This window comes from Streptomyces sp. NTD91, from assembly GCF_059510455.1.
The window spans coordinates 107,139-122,662 of record NZ_JCAJZW010000007.1 but is presented as its reverse complement, the minus strand read 5'-3'; the positions used below and the strand labels follow the sequence as shown (position 1 = coordinate 122,662).

Below are 15,524 nucleotides of genomic sequence, written 5' to 3'. Positions count from 1 at the left end.
CGCGAAGCACGGCCGTGTCACGCCGACTCATGGTCGCGTTTCGACGATCACTCGTACAGCGCGTTCGATCTCGGCCCCGGACAGGTCCGCACGGGCGGTCAACCGCAGCCGTGAAATGCCGTCGGGCACGGAAGGAGGACGGAAGCAGCCCACGGCCAGACCGGCGGTCCGGCAGTCGGCCGCCCAGCGCACCGCCTGTTCCGGGGACGCGGCTCGCACGGAGACCACCGCGGCGTCCGGAGGCACCGCTTCCAGACCCGCGGCGGTCAGCCGTGCGTGCAGTTCCGTGGCCACCGCGCCGGCGCGCGCCGCGCGCTCGGGTTCGCGGACGAGCAGCCGCAGCGCAGCGAGCGCGGCGCCGGCCGCCGCGGGTGCCAGCCCCGTGTCGAAGATGAACGTCCGGGCGGCGTTGACGAGGTGCTCGATCACCCGCCGCGGCCCGAGCACCACCCCGCCCTGACTGCCCAGGGACTTGGAGAGAGTGGCCGTGACCACCACGTCCGCGGCGCCGGCCAGCCCGGCCGCGTACGGCGCTCCCCTGCCGCCGTCGCCCAGCACCCCGAGCCCGTGTGCGTCGTCCACGACCAGACCCGCGCCGTGCTCCCGGCACGCCGCGGCCAGCGCGGCCAGTGGCGCCTCGTCCCCGTCGACCGAGAACACGGTGTCCGAGACGACGACGGCCGGCCCCTGGTGGGTGGCGAGCGCCTTGCGCACCGCCTCCGGGTCGGCGTGCCCGACGACCTGCCGCTCGCCCCGGGCCAGCCTGCAGCCGTCGATGAGGGAGGCGTGGTTGCCGGCGTCGGAGACGATCAAGGAGCCGTGCGGGCCGAGCGCGGTGACCGCGGCCAGGTTGGCGGCGTAACCGGAGGAGAAGACCAGGGCCGCCTCGAAGCCGCAGAAGGCGGCCAGCTCGCGTTCCAGCTCGCTGTGCAGTTCGGTGGTGCCGGTGACCAGCCGGGAGCCGGTGGAGCCGCCGCCCCAGGTCCGGGCGGCGGCGGCCGCGGCCTCGGTGATCTCGGGGTGGTGGGCGAGGCCCAGGTAGTCGTTGCTCGCCAGATCCAGCAGCGGCGAGTCGGCGGGGCGCGGGCGCAGGGTGCGCACGAGTCCGGCGCGGCGGCGCGCCTCGGCCTGCTCGTCGATCCAGCCGAACGCCATGGGTCCTCCGGTGCTTTTGTAGGTAGCGGACAGACCTTAGCGGCACGACGGGTCACCCGAGGTGTGGCAATACCCACACGGTGAACCGTCTCCGTTGTGCAAACTCTCCTTGGCCCGGAGCGGTCCGGTAGGACAGGATCGGACCTCATGGACCTGCTGAACACGCTGGTGGACAAGGGGCTTCGGCGCGAGCTGCCGACCCGCGAGGAAGCGCTCGCCGTTCTGGCCACCTCCGACGACGACCTGCTCGATGTGGTGGCCGCGGCCGGCAAGGTGCGCCGGCACTGGTTCGGACGACGGGTGAAACTCAACTATCTGGTGAACCTCAAGTCGGGCCTGTGCCCTGAGGACTGCTCGTACTGTTCCCAGCGGCTCGGCTCGAAGGCCGGCATCCTGAAGTACACCTGGCTCAAGCCCGACGAGGCCTCCGCGGCGGCCGCCGCGGGTCTGGCGGGCGGCGCCAAGCGGGTCTGCCTGGTGGCCAGCGGACGCGGCCCGACCGACCGGGACGTGGACCGCGTCTCGGAGACCATCCGCACCATCAAGGAGCAGAACGAGCACGTCGAGGTGTGCGCCTGCCTCGGCCTGCTCTCCGACGGCCAGGCCGAGCGGCTGCGCGAGGCGGGCGCGGACGCCTACAACCACAATCTCAACACCTCCGAGTCCACGTACGGCGACATCACCACCACCCACACCTACGCCGACCGGGTGGAGACGGTGAACAAGGCGCACGCGGCCGGGCTGTCCGCCTGCTCCGGTCTGATCGCGGGCATGGGTGAGAGCGACGAGGACCTGGTCGACGTGGTCTTCTCGCTGCGCGAACTCGACCCGGACTCGGTCCCGGTGAACTTCCTCATCCCGTTCGAGGGCACCCCGCTGGCCAAGGAGTGGAACCTCACCCCGCAGCGCTGCCTGCGGATCCTCGCCATGGTCCGGTTCGTCTGCCCGGACGTGGAGGTCCGGATCGCGGGCGGCCGCGAGGTCCATCTGCGCACCCTGCAGCCCCTCGCGCTGCACCTGGCCAACTCCATCTTCCTCGGCGACTACCTGACCAGCGAGGGCCAGGCGGGCAAGGCCGACCTGGAGATGATCGCCGACGCCGGCTTCGAGGTGGAGGGCGCCGGCGAGGTGACGCTGCCGGAGCACCGGACCGGGGCGGCGGCCGGCCACGGGTCGGTCTGCGGCTCGCACGAGGGTTGCGGCGCCCACGACGGCTGCGGCTCGCACGAGGGCGCGGACGTCTGCGGGACGGCCGGCGTGTGCGGTACGGCGGTCGCACCGGCCGCGCAGGAGCCGCGCACCGACCTGGTGGCGGTCCGCCGCCGGGGCGCCGGAACGGACCTCGCGCCCAATGCCTGACCGGCCGGCTCCGTCCCGCCTGAGCCTGTCCGACCTGCTGGAGCTGGACCGGCGGCACGTGTGGCATCCGTACGGCCCCATGCCCGGACGTGCCGAACCGCTCGTCGTGGAGTCGGCGAGCGGTGTCCGGCTGCGTCTCGCCGACGGCTCGGGCGACCTCGTGGACGGCATGTCGTCGTGGTGGTCGGCGATCCACGGCTACAACCACCCGGTCCTCAACGAGGCGGCGCGCGACCAGCTCGGGCGGATGAGCCACGTGATGTTCGGCGGACTCACCCACGAGCCCGCCGTCCGCCTCGCGAAGCACCTTGTCGACATGTCGCCGAAAGGACTGGAGCACGTCTTCCTGGCCGACTCCGGTTCGGTGTCGGTCGAGGTCGCGGTGAAGATGTGCCTGCAGTACTGGCGCTCGCTCGGCCGGCCCGGCAAGCAGCGGCTGCTGACCTGGCGGGGCGGCTACCACGGCGACACCTGGAATCCGATGTCCGTGTGCGACCCCGAGGGCGGGATGCACGCCCTGTGGTCGGGCGTGCTGCCGCGCCAGGTCTTCGCCGACGCGCCGCCGGCCGCGTACGAGGAGTCGTACGCGGACCAGCTGCGCGAGCTGATCGCCCGTCACGCGGACGAGGTGGCCGCGGTCGTCGTGGAGCCGGTCGTGCAGGGCGCGGGCGGCATGCGCTTCCACTCCCCCGCCTACCTCCGGGTGCTGCGCGAGGCGTGCGACGCGCACGACGTGCTGCTGGTGTTCGACGAGATCGCCACCGGGTTCGGCCGCACCGGGGCGCTGTTCGCGGCGGAGCACGCGGGCGTCGCTCCTGATGTGATGTGCGTGGGCAAGGCGCTGACCGGCGGCTATCTGACGCTGGCCGCCACGCTGTGCACCGCGCGGGTCGCCGAGGGCATCTCGCGGGGCGAGGTGCCGGTGCTCGCGCACGGCCCGACCTTCATGGGCAACCCGCTCGCGGCGGCCGTGGGCTGCGCCTCCGTCGAGCTGCTGCTGGGCCAGGACTGGCGGGCCGAGGTCAAGCGGATCGAACAGGGTCTGGGCGAGGGTCTCGCGCCGGCCCGTGAGCTGCCCGGCGTACGGGATGTCCGCGTCCTCGGCGCGATCGGCGTCGTCCAGCTCGACCACGAGGTGGACATGGCGGCGGCCACCGCGGCGGCCGTTCGGGCGGGCGTGTGGCTGCGGCCCTTCCGCGACTTGGTCTACACGATGCCGCCGTACATCACGTCGGACGAGGACGTGGCGAGGATCGCGCGCGCGGTGTGCGCCGCGGCGCGGGAGGGATGAGATGACGGTACTGGTGATCACGGGGACGGGCACGGAGGTCGGCAAGACCGTCACCACGGCCGCCGTCGCCGCCGCCGCGCTCGCGGCCGGGCGTTCGGTGGCCGTGCTGAAGGCGGCGCAGACGGGCGTGCGGCCGGACGAGCGCGGGGACGCCGACGAGGTCGCGCGGCTCGCGGGACCGGTCAGGGCCGACGAGCTGGCCCGCTATCCCGAGCCGTTGGCGCCGGGCACGGCCGCACGGCGGGCCGGGAGGGCGCCGGTGCACCCGCGCGAGGTGGCCGACCGCGCCGCCAAGCTGGCCGCCGAGCACGATCTGGTGCTGGTGGAGGGCGCGGGCGGACTGCTGGTCCGCTTCGACGCTGACGGCGGCACCCTGGCCGACGTGGCGGGGCTGCTCGACGCACCGGTTCTGGTGGTGGCCCAAGCCGGCCTGGGCACCCTCAACGCCACGGAGCTGACCGCCCGTGAGCTGCGCCGCCGTGATCTGGAGTTGGCGGGTGTGGTCATCGGCAGCTGGCCCGACTCCCCCGACCTGGCCACGCGCTGCAACGTGACGGACCTGCCCGAGGTCGCCGAAGCCCCGCTGCTCGGCGCGATCCCCTCGGGGGCGGGCGCGCTGCCACCGGCCGACTTCCGCCGGGCGGCACCGGCTTGGCTGGCAGCGCGGCTGGACGGGACCTGGGACGCGGAGGCGTTCCGGGTACGGGTCGCACCGTAGTCGAGGCGCCCCGCCAGGGCCCGCGGCCCCGCCCGCCCTCCGTTCGGCTCGGCCGGCTGGAGGGCGGCTGACTCGGCCCCGACCGGCAGGGGATGCGGCGGCCCCGCACGGGGGACACTTTCCCTAGGCCGTCCCCGGGAGGTTCGCCATGCGGCTGCTGTCCGGTTCCGCCAAAGTGGCGCCGAGTCCCGTCCACCACCCCCTGTTCGCCCGCTGCTACGCTCGGTTCAGCGCGAGCGCCGAGACCCGGATGGGCATGGCCGGCGTGCGGGAGCGACTGCTCGCCGGGCTGTCCGGGCGGGTGATCGAGATCGGCGCGGGCAACGGGCTGAATTTCGCCCGGTATCCGGACACCGTCGCCGAGGTCGTGGCGATCGAACCGGAGCCGCTGCTCAGGAAGTTGGCGCTGGAATCGGCGCTGCGCGCCCAGGTCCCGGTCGACGTGGTGCCGGGCGCGGCGGAGGCGTTGCCGGTCAAGAGCGAGGCCTTCGACGCGGTGGTGCTGTCCCTGGTGCTGTGCAGCGTACGGGACGTGCCCCGGGCGCTGAACGAGGTGCGGCGCGTACTCAGACCGGGCGGTCAGGTGCGGTTCTTCGAGCACGGGCAGGGCGGCGGTACGGCGATGCGGCTGACCCAGCGCGTCCTGGACCGGACACTGTGGCCCGCGCTGACCGGTGGCTGCCATCTGTCCAGGCGTCCGCTGGACGCGCTGCGCGAGGCCGGGTTCGCACTCGGGCCCCAGCGGCAGGTGATGATGCCCGAGGACGGTCCGGTGCTCCCGTCGTCGTACTGCGCGCTCGGCGTCGCCTGCCGCCCGGAAGAGCCGGACGTCCGCTGATCACGGGCCCGGCGCCACCCCGTCCGTCACAGGCTCCAGCGCCGCAGCTCCCGCGCGATGTCGTCCACGCCGGCCGCGCCCTCCTTCACGAGGCGGGCGAGGTCGCGCACCTGCTCGGCGCTGGTGGCCACCTTCTCGCCGCTGGCGACCAGGTAGGCGTACGCGACCGCCGAGGCGAACAGCGCGTTGGAGCGCTCCAGCGCCGGCAGGTGGATCAGCAGCTGGAGCAGCGCGGCGGCGCGGGCGTGCGGGGTGTCGTAGACGGGCACGCCGAATATCTCCGCGCGGTGCCGGGCGACGGCGGCCACGAGCGCGCCCCAGTCGGTGACCTGCGGGTCCCCGGGGGTCTTCTGCTCGGCGAGCATGAGGAGCCAGGCGAGGTCGATGCTGAACTCGTTCAAGGGATCAGCGGCCGTCCCCGGTGCCGGTGCCGCGCGTGTCGGCGAACTCCTCGGCGAAGACGGACTCGTACTGCTTCATGAAGTCGGCGGCGGCCTCGACGAACGTGCGGCCGGCCTCCCCGGTGTCCTGTCGGACCAGCTCTTCGATGTACCGGTTGACGCTGATGCCGCGGGCCAGGGCGCGTTCGCGGGCCGCGCGGGCGGTGCCCTCGTCCACGCGCACGTTCAGCTGGGTCTTCGCCATGCTTCGACGCTAGCGGCGAAGTGCTAGCAAGGCAAGGGCGGATGGCACCGCTGCGCCGGGCCGGCTTGTCCCCTACGCTCGCCCGGGACGGGCGGTTCAGGCGACCGGGAGGCTGTTCTTGTCCACACCTGCTGCGCGGCACGCGCCGGACGACGCCGTCGCGGCCCGGGCCCGCGGGCTGACGAAGGCGTACGGCTCCGGCGAGACGGCCGTCATCGCCCTGGACTCGGTGGACGTGGACGTCGCACGCGGCCGTTTCACCGCGGTGATGGGGCCCTCGGGGTCGGGGAAGTCCACGCTGATGCACTGTCTGGCCGGGCTCGACACGGTGTCGGCCGGCCAGGTGTGGCTGGGCGACACGGAGATCACGGGGCTGAGGGAACGGGAGCTGACCCGGCTCAGGCGGGACCGGATCGGGTTCATGTTCCAGTCGTTCAACCTGATCCCGACCCTGACGGCCGCCGAGAACATCACCCTGCCGATGGACATCGCGGGCCGCAGGCCCGACCCGCGCTGGCTGGACCAGGTGATCGACCGGCTCGGCCTGCGCGACCGCCTCTCGCACCGGCCCGCCCAGCTCTCCGGCGGTCAGCAGCAGCGGGTGGCGTGCGCGCGGGCGCTGGCCTCCCGGCCCGAGCTGATCTTCGCCGACGAGCCGACCGGCAACCTCGACTCGCGGGCCGGTCTGGAGGTGCTGGGCTTTCTGCGCGGCGCGGTGGACGATCTCGGACAGACGGTCGTCATGGTCACCCACGACCCGGGTGCCGCCGCCCATTCGGACCTGGTGCTCTTCCTGGCCGACGGGCGCATCGTGGACGACATGGAACGGCCGACGGCGGACGCCGTACTGGAGCGCATGAAACGGTTCGACGTGGTCCGGGAGCGGCTCGGCGACGGCGACGACAGCACCACCCGAGAGGACTGACCGGGTGCTCAGGGCGACCTTGAGGAGCTTCCTCGCGCACAAGGGGCGGCTGGCGCTGTCCGCGCTGGCCGTGGTCCTTTCCGTGGCCTTCGTCGCGGGCAGCCTGATCTTCTCCGACACCGTCGCCCGCACCTTCGACCGGCTGTTCGCGTCCACCGCCGCCGACGTGACGGTCCTGCCGAAGCGGCAGGACCTGACGGCGGCCCGGGTGAGCGGTTCGGTGCAGACCCTGCCGGCGGCGCTGCGGGACCGCGTGGCGAAGGTCCACGGGGTCGCGGCGGCCCGCGCCGAGGTGTCGGTGCAGAACGCCGTCGTGGTCGACCGTCACCACAGGTCCGTGGGGCCGACCACCGGCGCCCCGACCATCGCGATGGCCTGGTACGTCACGCCCCACAGCTCGGTGCGGCTCACCTCGGGCCGTGCGCCGCACGGCGCCGGCGAGGTGCTGCTGGACGCCGACACGGCCCGCAAGAGGCACGTGGACATCGGCGACCCGCTGACCGTGCAGGCACAGCCCGGCACGTTCCGGGCGCGGGTCGTCGGCATCGCCGCGTTCACCACCACCAACCCCGGATCGGCCCTGGTCTTCCTGGACCCGGCGGTGGCGGGCCGCGAACTGCTCGGCTCGGCCTCCAGAGCGACCAGCATCGCGGTGGACGCGGCCAGGGGCGTGTCGGACACGGCGCTCAAACGGCGGGTCGCCCAGGCGGTCGGTACCGGCTCCTACGACCTGAAGACCGCCGGCGAACAGGCCAGGTCGGCGGCGGCCAGCCTCGGCACGTTCCTGGACGTGATCAAGTACGTGATGCTGGGTTTCGCCGGTGTCGCGCTGCTCGTCGGCGTGTTCCTCATCGTCAACACCTTCTCCATGCTGATCGCCCAGCGCACCCGTGAACTGGGGCTGCTGCGGGCCCTCGGCGCGGACCGGCGGCAGGTGCGGCACTCGGTGCTCACGGAGGCGCTGATGCTCGGCCTGGTGGGTTCCACGCTCGGGCTCGCCGCCGGGATCGGGCTGGCGGCAGGGCTGATCCGGCTGATGAGCGCGTTCGGGACGAACCTGAAGGCCACGGAGATGGTCATCGGCTGGGGCACGCCCGTCGCGGCCTACGTCGTCGGTCTCGGCGTCACCTTCGTGGCGGCCTATCTGCCCGCCCGGCGCGCGGCCTCCGTCTCTCCGATGGCGGCTCTCACGGACGCCGAAGTCGCCGGTGCGGGCAAGCCGTTGAAGGTGCGGGCGGTCGTCGGCGCGCTGATCGGGGCGGCGGGGGCGGCGGCGCTGGCCGGATGCGCGGCGGCCACCAGGACCGCGCAGGCGGCCTCGCTGCTGGCGGTCGGCGTGGCGCTGACGCTGGTCGCGACCGTCGTCGCCGGTCCGCTGCTCGTGCGGCCGGTGATCCGGGTGCTGGGCGGCGCCTTCCCCGCCCTGTTCGGCCCGGTGGGCCTGATGAGCCGGCGCAACGCCCTGCGCAACCCGCGCCGTACGGGCGCCACCGCCGCTGCGCTGATGGTGGGGCTGGCCCTGGTCGGCGGGATGTCGGTGGCGAGCACCTCGATGTCGGCGTCGTTCGACCGGCAGATCGACAGGACCCTCGGCGCCGACTTCATCGTCCAGAACACCGACTTCCAGCCGTTCACCGGTCAGGTGCGGAACACGGTGACCCGCACGCCCGGTGTGGGGCTCGTCGTGGCGCAGCGGCTCACCCGGGTCGCCGTACGGCTGCCGAACGGCAAGCGGGTGCAGACCACCGCCGCCGGGTACGGACCGGGGCTCGACGACGTCGTGCACATCACGTATGCGCGGGGCGGTTCGGCGGCCGCGCTGGCGGCCGGGCACCTCGCCATGGACGCCGACTTCGCCCGGGACCACGGTGTGCGTGTGGGCAGTGTCCTCCCGGCCGAGTTCCCGGGCGGCCTGCACGCCGAGCTGACCGTGGCGGCGCTGACCGACCAGGACACGGCGCAGGGTTTCGGCACCGAGGGCGGCATGTTCCTCGGCCTGGGCACCCTCACGAAGTACGCGCCGGGCGCCGAGGACTCCGCCCTCTTCGTGAACGCGGCCACCGGCACCGGGCCGCGGGACCTGCGGCCCCGGCTGGAACGCGCTCTCAAGCCGTTCCCGCAGGTCCAGGTCCGCAACCAGACCGACTACAAGAAGCTGGTGCACGACCAGATCGCCGTCCTGCTCTACCTGGTGTACGCGCTGCTCGGGCTGGCGATCGTCATCGCGGTGCTCGGCGTGGTCAACACCCTCGCCCTGTCGGTGGTGGAGCGCACACGCGAGATCGGGCTGCTGCGCGCGATCGGGCTGGGTCGGCGGCAGTTACGCCGGATGATTCGGCTGGAGTCGGTGGTGATCGCGGTGTTCGGCGCGGTGCTCGGGCTGGCGCTGGGGCTCGTGTGGGGGGTGTGCATGCAGCAGGTGCTGGCGCTGCGCGGGCTGACGGTGCTGGCCGTCCCGTGGGGCACCATCGTCGGGGTCGTGATCGGCTCGGCGGTGGTGGGCGTGGTGGCGGCGCTGCTGCCGGCGCTGCGGGCGTCCCGGATGAACGTGCTGGCGGCGATCGCCCACGAGTGACGGCGCTCTGCCGCGCTTCCGCGCCGACGTGATGGAATCGCGGGTACCGCCTCGAGCCACCGTCTTTCGAGGAAGGCCGGGGAGAGTTCATGGCGTGGCCGTTCCGCTTCGGGGTCGACCTGCTCATGCCCGCGCCCGCCGCCGAGCGGCGCGCCGCGTGCCGGCGCGCCGGGCAGCTTGGCTACGACGTGATCCTCGTGCCGGATCACCGGGCGCGCCCGCGCCGTTCCCGGCGCTGGTCGCGGCGGCGGAGGCCACGCAGCGGCCCCGGCTCGGCACGTTCGTGCTCACCCCCCACTTCTGGAGCGGCTGCGTGAGGAGTCCGCATGATGGAATTCCTCCCGGACGGCGACCCCTGATGGTCCGATGATCACATGACTGATCTGCGGATGCGCCACGCTCTCACCGATGATCTCGACGCCGTGCTCGCCTTCTGGAAGACGGCCGCCGAGGGCACGAGTATCAGCGACGACCGGGAGGGAGTGGAACGACTGGTCGCCCGCGATCCGCAGGCGCTGATCCTCGCCGAGCTGGACGGCGAGCTGGTGGGCACGGTGATCGCGGGGTTCGACGGCTGGCGCTGCCATCTGTACCGGCTCGCGGTGCATCCGGAGCGACGTCGGCAGGGCATCGCCTCGGCGTTGCTGACCGCCGCAGAGGAGCGGTTCGCACGGCTCGGCGGCCGGCGTGCGGACGCGATGGTGCTGGTGCGCAACGAGACCGCGCACCGCGCCTGGGGCGCCGCCGGGTACGAGGCGCAGGAGCACTGGCGGCGCTGGGTGAAGCCGCTCACCGGCTGAGGGCGCCGAGCAGCCTTTGCCCATCCTTTACCATCGAGGGAGTACTCGGCTCTCCATGAAAGGTTGTGAGCGTCCGCCCATGGGCGAGTCTCCTCGTTCGCGCCACCGCGCATCCTGTCGCGCCTTGTCCGATCATGGGACGGGGGTGACGCGATGACCGAAGTGCTCCTGCTTCTGGTGGCGATCCTGCTGTCGCTCGCCTGCGGCGCCTTCGTGGCGGCGGAGTTCTCGCTGACCACTGTGGAGCGCAGCGAGCTGGAGCGGGCCGCCGAGCGCGGCGAGCGCGGCGCCGCGGGCGCCCTGAAGGCCGTACGGAACCTGACCTTCCAGCTCTCCGGCGCCCAGCTCGGCATCACCGTGACCAACCTGGTGGTCGGCATGCTCGCCGAGCCGTCCATCGCCAAGCTGCTGACCGGCCCCTTCCGGGCAATGGGCCTGGCGGGGGCGACGGCGGGCACGGCCGCCCTGGTCCTGGGCACGGCCCTGTCGACGGTGTTCCTGATGGTCGTCGGCGAGCTGGTGCCGAAGAACTGGGCGATCTCCGCACCGCTGGCCATGGCCAAGCGGGTCGGCAACCCGCAGCGCTGGTTCAGCACGGCCTTCCGGCCCTTCATCGCGCACCTGAACAACGCGGCCAACCGGGTCGTGCGCCGGCTCGGGTTCGAGCCCGCCGAAGAGCTGGCCTCCGCGCGCGGCCCCCAGGAGCTGGCGGCGCTCGCCCGGCACTCCGCGAAGGAGGGCGCGTTGGAGCCGGACACCGCCGAGCTGTTCGTACGCACGCTGAACCTGGCCGATCTGACGGCGGAGAACGTGATGACCCCGCGCGTCCAGGTCGTGGCCCTGGAGACCCAGGCGACCTGCGAGGACGTGGCGAACGCGACCCGCGCGACCGGGCTGAGCCGGTTCCCCGTCTACCGGGGCACCCTCGACTCGGTGGTGGGTACCGCCCACATCAAGGACGTCCTGGCCGTCCCCGCCGACCAGCGGCGCCACCGCACGGTCGGCCAGGTGATGCGCGAGCCGCTGCTGGTCCCCGAGTCCCTGACCGTGGACCGGCTGCTGGACCGGCTGGGCGGCCGGCGCACCATGGCCGTCGTCATCGACGAGTACGGCGGCACGGCCGGTGTGGCGACCCTGGAGGACATCGTCGAGGAGGTCGTCGGCGAGGTGCGCGACGAGCATGATCCGCACGAGACGCCCGACCTCGCCCCCGCCGGGGCGGACGAGCGCGGCCGGGCCCTGTACTCGGCCGACGGCGCCGCCCGCACCGACCAGCTCGCGCGCGTGGGACTGCGGGTGCCCGAGGGGCCGTACGAGACCCTGGCCGGCCTGGTCGCGACCCTGCTGGGCCGGATACCGGTCACCGGTGACACGGTCGAGGTCGCGGGCTGGCGGCTGGACGTGGTGGACGCCACGGGCCGCCGCGCGGCACGGGTGCTGCTGCACGCGCCGCTGGACGACGAGCGGCCCCACGAGACCGCGGAGGGGGCGCGATGACCGCCGTACAGCTGCTGATCGGACTGGCGACCCTCGTCGTCAACGCCTTCTTCGTCGGGGCCGAGTTCGCGCTGATCTCGGTACGCCGCTCACAGGTCGAGCCGCTCGCCCAGGAGGGCGACCGGCGCGCGAAGGCCGTGCTGTGGGGCCTGGAGCACGTCTCCGCGCTGCTGGCCACCGCCCAGCTCGGCATCACCCTGTGCACGCTGGTCCTCGGTGTGGTCGCCGAGCCGGCGATCGCGCATCTGCTGGAGCCGGTGTTCCACGCGGCCGGCGTGCCCCTGAGCGCGGGGCACGCCGTGTCGTTCGTGATCGCGCTGGCGCTGGCGACCTATCTGCACATGCTGATGGGTGAGATGGTTCCGAAGAACATCACGCTCGCGGAACCGGTGCACAGCGTCCTGCTGCTGGGGCCGCCGCTGGTCGCGCTGTCCCAGGCGCTGCGCCCGGTGATCTTCACCGTCAACGCCTTCGCGAACGGGCTGCTGAAGCTGCTCAGGGTCGAGGCGAAGAACGAGGTCTCCGCGACCTTCACGGACGCCGAACTCGCCGAGATCGTCAAGGACGCCAGCCAGGCGGGCCTCATCGACGACCGGGCGCAGGAGCGGCTGCACGACGCCCTGGAGCTGGGCAGCCGGCCGGTGCGGGACGTCGTGGTACCGCTGAGGCGGGTGGTGTACGCGCGCATGGGCGTCACCCCGGAACAGCTGGAGCGGCTGTCGGCCGAGTCGGGCTTCTCCCGGTTCCCGGTGGTCGACGTGGGCCGGCGGATCGTGGGCTACCTGCACGTCAAGGACGCCCTGGAAGCCTCGCCCCGGGACATGCCGTTCCGGCTGCGGGACATGCGGCCCATCGCGCGGGTACGGGAGCGGACCCCGCTGGACGACGTGCTCACCGCGATGCGGGGCAGCCGTACGCATCTCGCGGCGGTGCTCGGCGACGACGGCCGGCTGGCCGGCCTGGTGACCATGGAGGACGTCCTGCGGCAGCTGTTCGGCCAGCCCGCACCCGGATGACACCGGATGTCCCCCGGGCGACCGACCGGCGGGTATGGAGCCGGGATACCATCGCTCACGCCATGCAGACGAATCCCACACCTCCCGCTCACAGCAGCCTGGTCGCGGTCGGCGACTCCTTCACCGAGGGCATGTCGGACCTGCTGCCCGACGGCTCCTACCGCGGCTGGGCCGACCTCCTCGCCGCGCGGATGGCGGCCCGCACGCCGGGTTTCCGGTACGCCAACCTGGCCGTGCGCGGCAAGCTGATCGGGCAGATCGTCGAGGAGCAGGTGGACGTCGCGGCGGCCATGAACGCCGACGTGATCACTCTGGTCGGCGGGCTCAACGACACCCTGCGGCCCAAGTGCGACATGGGCCGGGTCACAGGCCTGCTGACCGAGGCGGTGGAGCGGCTGGCGCCCTCCTGCGAAAAGCTGGTGCTGATGCGCAGCCCCGGCCGCCGGGGCCCGGTGCTGGAGCGGTTCCGGCCGCGCATGGAAGAGCTGTTCGCCTGCGTGGACGAACTGGCCGGCAAGCACGGCGCGGTCGTCGTCGACCTGTACGGGGCGCCCGCACTGGGCGACCCCCGGCTGTGGGACGTGGACCGGCTGCATCTGACGGCCGAAGGGCACCGCAGGGTCGCCGAGGCGGTCTGGCAGGCGCTCGGTCACGAGCCGGAGGACACCGCGTGGCATGTGCCCATGCCGGCCACGCTGCCGCCGGGCTGGCCGACGCGCCGGGTAGCGGACCTACGCTTTGCCCGGGAGCACCTGCTGCCCTGGATAGGCAGGCGCCTCACGGGCCGCTCCTCCGGGGACGGCCGCCCGCCCAAGCGCCCGGAGCTGCTGCCGTACGAGGGCCGGGCCTAGAGGGCCTGTCTGACAATTCCCTGCCGGGCTTCGGGCAACGACGCGTATGGTCACAGAGGCCCTGGCTGGACGTCTGCTGTCCCGGGTGACGACGGAGATGTGACGACAGGCCCCAGCAGGGTGACCGGGGTCTCGTAGCTTCCACCGAACCGGGGCGTGGCGCCGGCCTGCACGAACCGCCAGTAGAATCTGGACACGTGACTTCTGCGCCCGCCAAGCCTCGCATCCCGAACGTCCTCGCCGGACGTTACGCCTCCGCCGAGCTCGCCACGCTCTGGTCCCCCGAGCACAAGGTGAGGCTGGAGCGGCAGCTCTGGCTCGCCGTGCTGCGCGCCCAGAAGGACCTCGGCATCGAGGTGCCGGACGAGGCGATCGCCGACTACGAGCGTGTCCTCGACACCGTCGACCTGGCCTCGATCGCCGAGCGCGAGAAGGTCACCCGGCACGATGTGAAGGCGCGGATCGAGGAGTTCAACGCCCTCGCCGGGCACGAGCACGTGCACAAGGGGATGACCTCCCGCGACCTCACCGAGAACGTCGAACAGTTGCAGATCCGGCTCTCGCTGGAGCTGATGCGCGACCGCACGGTGGCCGTGCTGGCGCGCCTGGGCAAGCTGGCCGGCGAGTACGCCGAGCTGGTCATGGCCGGCCGCTCGCACAACGTGGCCGCGCAGGCCACCACCCTCGGCAAGCGTTTCGCGACGGCCGCCGACGAACTGCTGGTCGCCTACGGCCGCCTCGAGGAGCTGCTGGGCCGCTACCCGCTGCGCGGCATCAAGGGCCCGGTGGGCACCGCGCAGGACATGCTGGACCTGCTCGGCGGCGACGCGGCCAAGCTCGCCGAGATGGAGCAGCGGATCGCCGGGCACCTGGGCTTCGCGCAGGCGTTCACCTCGGTCGGGCAGGTCTACCCGCGCTCGCTGGACTACGAGGTCGTCACCGCGCTGGTGCAGCTTGCTGCGGCGCCGTCGTCGCTGGCCAAGACGATCCGGCTGATGGCCGGGCACGAGCTGGTCACCGAGGGCTTCAAGCCGGGCCAGGTCGGCTCCTCGGCGATGCCGCACAAGATGAACACCCGCTCCTGCGAGCGCGTCAACGGCCTGATGGTCATCCTGCGCGGCTACGCGTCGATGACCGGCGAGCTGGCGGGTGACCAGTGGAACGAGGGCGACGTGTCCTGCTCGGTGGTGCGCCGGGTCGCGCTGCCGGACGCCTTCTTCGCCCTGGACGGTCTGCTGGAGACCTTCCTCACCGTGCTCGACGAGTTCGGCGCCTTCCCGGCCGTCGTCGCCCGCGAACTGGACCGCTACCTGCCGTTCCTGGCCACCACCAAGGTCCTCATGGGCGCGGTGCGGGCCGGTGTGGGCCGCGAGCTCGCCCATGAGGCGATCAAGGAGAACGCCGTCGCCACCGCGCTCGCGATGCGCGAGCAGGGAGCCGAACGCAACGACCTGCTCGACAAGCTGGCCGCCGACGACCGCCTGCCGCTCGACCACGACCGGCTGGCGGCGCTGATGGCCGACAAGCTGTCCTTCACCGGCGCGGCGGCCGACCAGGTCGGCGTGGTGGCCGGCCGGATCGAGGAGATCGTCAAGCAGCGCCCGGAGGCCGCCGGGTACACCCCCGGGGCGATCCTCTGACGCGCCTGACGAAAGCGGACCTGGAGGCCGCTCGCGACCGTCTCGTCCCGGACGTGGTCGCGGACGGCCTTCGTGTGCTGTTCTGCGGCATCAACCCGGGCCTGATGACGGCGGCGACCGGCCACCACTTCGCTCGCCCCGGCAACCGCTTCTGGCCGGTGCTGCTTCTCTGCACTTCACTCGACTGAGTGAGGGTGGGCATTCGAGTCCGCAA

Annotated in this window: 14 protein-coding genes and 2 pseudogenes; 13 read left to right on the top strand and 3 right to left on the bottom strand. The window is 72.8% G+C overall.

The window, feature by feature from the left end; translation table 11 throughout:
- Positions 1-27 precede the first annotated feature (27 nt).
- On the bottom strand, positions 28-1,155 hold the full coding sequence (locus AC5WRT_RS10835; protein ID WP_496092766.1) for an 8-amino-7-oxononanoate synthase: 1,128 nt from the start codon (positions 1,153-1,155) through the stop codon (positions 28-30).
- Between the two features lie 147 nt (positions 1,156-1,302).
- Between AC5WRT_RS10835 and bioB the strand changes: the two genes are divergently transcribed.
- From bioB to AC5WRT_RS10815, 4 genes are all read left to right on the top strand, one after another.
- Positions 1,303-2,514, top strand: coding sequence for a biotin synthase BioB (bioB, locus tag AC5WRT_RS10830; protein WP_496092765.1), 1,212 nt, complete (start codon positions 1,303-1,305; stop codon positions 2,512-2,514).
- Positions 2,507-3,805 (top strand): adenosylmethionine--8-amino-7-oxononanoate transaminase, encoded by a 1,299-nt coding sequence (locus AC5WRT_RS10825; protein WP_496092764.1) that lies wholly within the window; start codon positions 2,507-2,509, stop codon positions 3,803-3,805. The genes bioB and AC5WRT_RS10825 overlap by 8 nt, the downstream gene beginning before the upstream one ends.
- Before the next feature lies 1 nt (position 3,806).
- Positions 3,807-4,523, top strand: a complete 717-nt coding sequence (bioD, locus tag AC5WRT_RS10820) for a dethiobiotin synthase (protein WP_496092763.1) — start codon at positions 3,807-3,809, stop codon at positions 4,521-4,523.
- A gap of 148 nt (positions 4,524-4,671) precedes the next feature.
- Positions 4,672-5,361 (top strand): class I SAM-dependent methyltransferase, encoded by a 690-nt coding sequence (locus AC5WRT_RS10815; RefSeq protein ID WP_496092762.1) that lies wholly within the window; start codon positions 4,672-4,674, stop codon positions 5,359-5,361.
- Between the two features lie 26 nt (positions 5,362-5,387).
- Here the strand turns inward: AC5WRT_RS10815 and AC5WRT_RS10810 are convergent, their stop codons facing one another.
- A complete protein-coding gene (locus AC5WRT_RS10810; protein ID WP_496092761.1) occupies positions 5,388-5,762 on the bottom strand; it encodes a fic family toxin-antitoxin system, toxin component in 375 nt (124 codons plus the stop codon).
- 4 nt (positions 5,763-5,766) lie between these two features.
- Positions 5,767-6,006 carry a toxin-antitoxin system HicB family antitoxin gene (locus AC5WRT_RS10805; protein ID WP_360146770.1) on the bottom strand — a complete coding sequence of 80 codons (240 nt, stop codon included), beginning with the start codon at positions 6,004-6,006 and terminating at the stop codon, positions 5,767-5,769.
- 118 nt (positions 6,007-6,124) lie between these two features.
- Between AC5WRT_RS10805 and AC5WRT_RS10800 the strand changes: the two genes are divergently transcribed.
- From AC5WRT_RS10800 to AC5WRT_RS10760, 9 genes and pseudogenes are all read left to right on the top strand, one after another.
- On the top strand, positions 6,125-6,931 hold the full coding sequence (locus AC5WRT_RS10800) for an ABC transporter ATP-binding protein (protein ID WP_496092760.1): 807 nt from the start codon (positions 6,125-6,127) through the stop codon (positions 6,929-6,931).
- Positions 6,932-6,935: 4 nt separating this feature from the next.
- Positions 6,936-9,506: an ABC transporter permease gene (locus tag AC5WRT_RS10795; RefSeq protein ID WP_496092759.1), complete on the top strand. Its 2,571-nt coding sequence runs from the start codon at positions 6,936-6,938 to the stop codon at positions 9,504-9,506.
- 89 nt (positions 9,507-9,595) lie between these two features.
- Positions 9,596-9,813: pseudogene (locus AC5WRT_RS10790) on the top strand (LLM class flavin-dependent oxidoreductase); the annotation flags it as partial.
- Between the two features lie 67 nt (positions 9,814-9,880).
- Positions 9,881-10,306 (top strand): GNAT family N-acetyltransferase, encoded by a 426-nt coding sequence (locus tag AC5WRT_RS10785; protein WP_496092758.1) that lies wholly within the window; start codon positions 9,881-9,883, stop codon positions 10,304-10,306.
- A gap of 153 nt (positions 10,307-10,459) precedes the next feature.
- Positions 10,460-11,803, top strand: a complete 1,344-nt coding sequence (locus AC5WRT_RS10780; RefSeq protein ID WP_496092757.1) for a hemolysin family protein — start codon at positions 10,460-10,462, stop codon at positions 11,801-11,803.
- Complete coding sequence (locus AC5WRT_RS10775) at positions 11,800-12,819, top strand: hemolysin family protein (RefSeq protein WP_496092756.1); 1,020 nt, start codon at positions 11,800-11,802, stop codon at positions 12,817-12,819. Before AC5WRT_RS10780 ends, AC5WRT_RS10775 begins: the two co-directional genes overlap by 4 nt.
- Positions 12,820-12,881: 62 nt before the next feature.
- The gene (locus tag AC5WRT_RS10770) at positions 12,882-13,670 is read left to right on the top strand and encodes an SGNH/GDSL hydrolase family protein (protein ID WP_496092755.1); all 789 of its coding nucleotides are present in this window, start codon (positions 12,882-12,884) and stop codon (positions 13,668-13,670) included.
- Positions 13,671-13,867: 197 nt separating this feature from the next.
- The gene (purB, locus tag AC5WRT_RS10765) at positions 13,868-15,310 is read left to right on the top strand and encodes an adenylosuccinate lyase (RefSeq protein ID WP_496100160.1); all 1,443 of its coding nucleotides are present in this window, start codon (positions 13,868-13,870) and stop codon (positions 15,308-15,310) included.
- Positions 15,307-15,474 (top strand): annotated as a pseudogene (locus AC5WRT_RS10760) (uracil-DNA glycosylase family protein); the annotation flags it as partial. The gene purB and the pseudogene AC5WRT_RS10760, both read left to right, overlap by 4 nt.
- Positions 15,475-15,524 lie beyond the last annotated feature (50 nt).